Here is a 1,004-nt window from a genome sequence, read left to right as displayed (position 1 = left end):
CTCTGGGCGGTGTTGACCGGCTTAATGGTTCGCTGTAGCCCGCGTTTGCTGTCCCCTCCGCCGATAACATGCATCTGGTCATCAGTGCGCTGACCGATAATGGGTTACGATATGCAGGATATGGTGTTGCCGTAAATCACGATGCAGACAGCCACATATCACCTGCACCAGAACTGATGCAGTTTCATCTGAAAACCCGTGAGGCACCGCTTTTTGCTGCCGTCAACACACCAGAGAAACAGCCGGATCATCTGTTCCGCTCGCTGGGTTTTAATCGTACCTGGGAGGAATGGCAGCGCGAGGAAGATGCACGAACACACACCACCGAGAGGAGACATGATCGCGGTTGGTCACAGTGAATGTGAACAATATTTTGTTTTGTTTAACATCGTGTTATGTTTGTCGATGTTCTTCGATGTTCATCGACAGGGATGAATGCAAGAAGCACACTCACATAACGCAAGCATAGTTTTGTTTTTCCGCCCCCAAAAATTGGGGGGTCTTTTTTCGCTGCATCAGAGCGTTTTTGACGCAATTTTTCACTTCAATAGTACCTTCGCACTACTAACACAAAAAAAACGCAGCAGGGAGCGTTTTAGGTGCCTTAAAATCGATTCTAGATCGTCATCTTGATCTGTTTGTCTTCCTTGAAGCGAAAATGCAGGGCTACAACCGTGCGCCCCTTTTTGATCGTCTCAACCGTTACAGCCAGGTCGCTTTTTTTGTTCAGTTCGTCAACACAGGGTTTTATTAGATCCCTGTTTAACGTTTTGAAATCTTTATATTTACCATCAAGCATCAGTGATGATTTAAAATCATCGAGGGCGATAATACGTTCCCCAGTACTGCGGAATTGCTGGAGAATTTCGTATATTCTTATGCTGTAACTTCTTGATAAATTAGAAATATTTTTAATGACGACTCTGGTGAATTGCCCCTTCAACTGTGTCAGATAAGGCATTACCGCGTCAGAAAAAGTGATTTGTGCTTTCCCCTCTCCCCTC

General features: G+C 45.3%; 2 protein-coding genes. One reads left to right on the top strand and one right to left on the bottom strand.

From position 1 onward, the window contains the following. The first annotated feature begins 68 nt into the window (after positions 1–68). Positions 69–359, top strand: coding sequence for a hypothetical protein (locus R7Z41_RS24655; protein ID WP_318141727.1), 291 nt, complete (start codon positions 69–71; stop codon positions 357–359). A gap of 257 nt (positions 360–616) precedes the next feature. Here R7Z41_RS24655 and R7Z41_RS24650 read toward each other — a convergent pair. Then, positions 617–1,004, bottom strand: a 388-nt coding sequence (locus R7Z41_RS24650) for a replication initiation protein (protein WP_162879011.1), incomplete at its 5' end; no start/stop codon positions are given.

Source organism: Vibrio sp. 1457 (assembly GCF_033340195.1).
In the GTDB taxonomy this organism is placed as follows: domain Bacteria; phylum Pseudomonadota; class Gammaproteobacteria; order Enterobacterales; family Vibrionaceae; genus Vibrio; species Vibrio alginolyticus.
The sequence above is the reverse complement of the archived record's forward strand: the minus strand, read 5'-3'. Positions and strand labels throughout refer to the sequence as shown.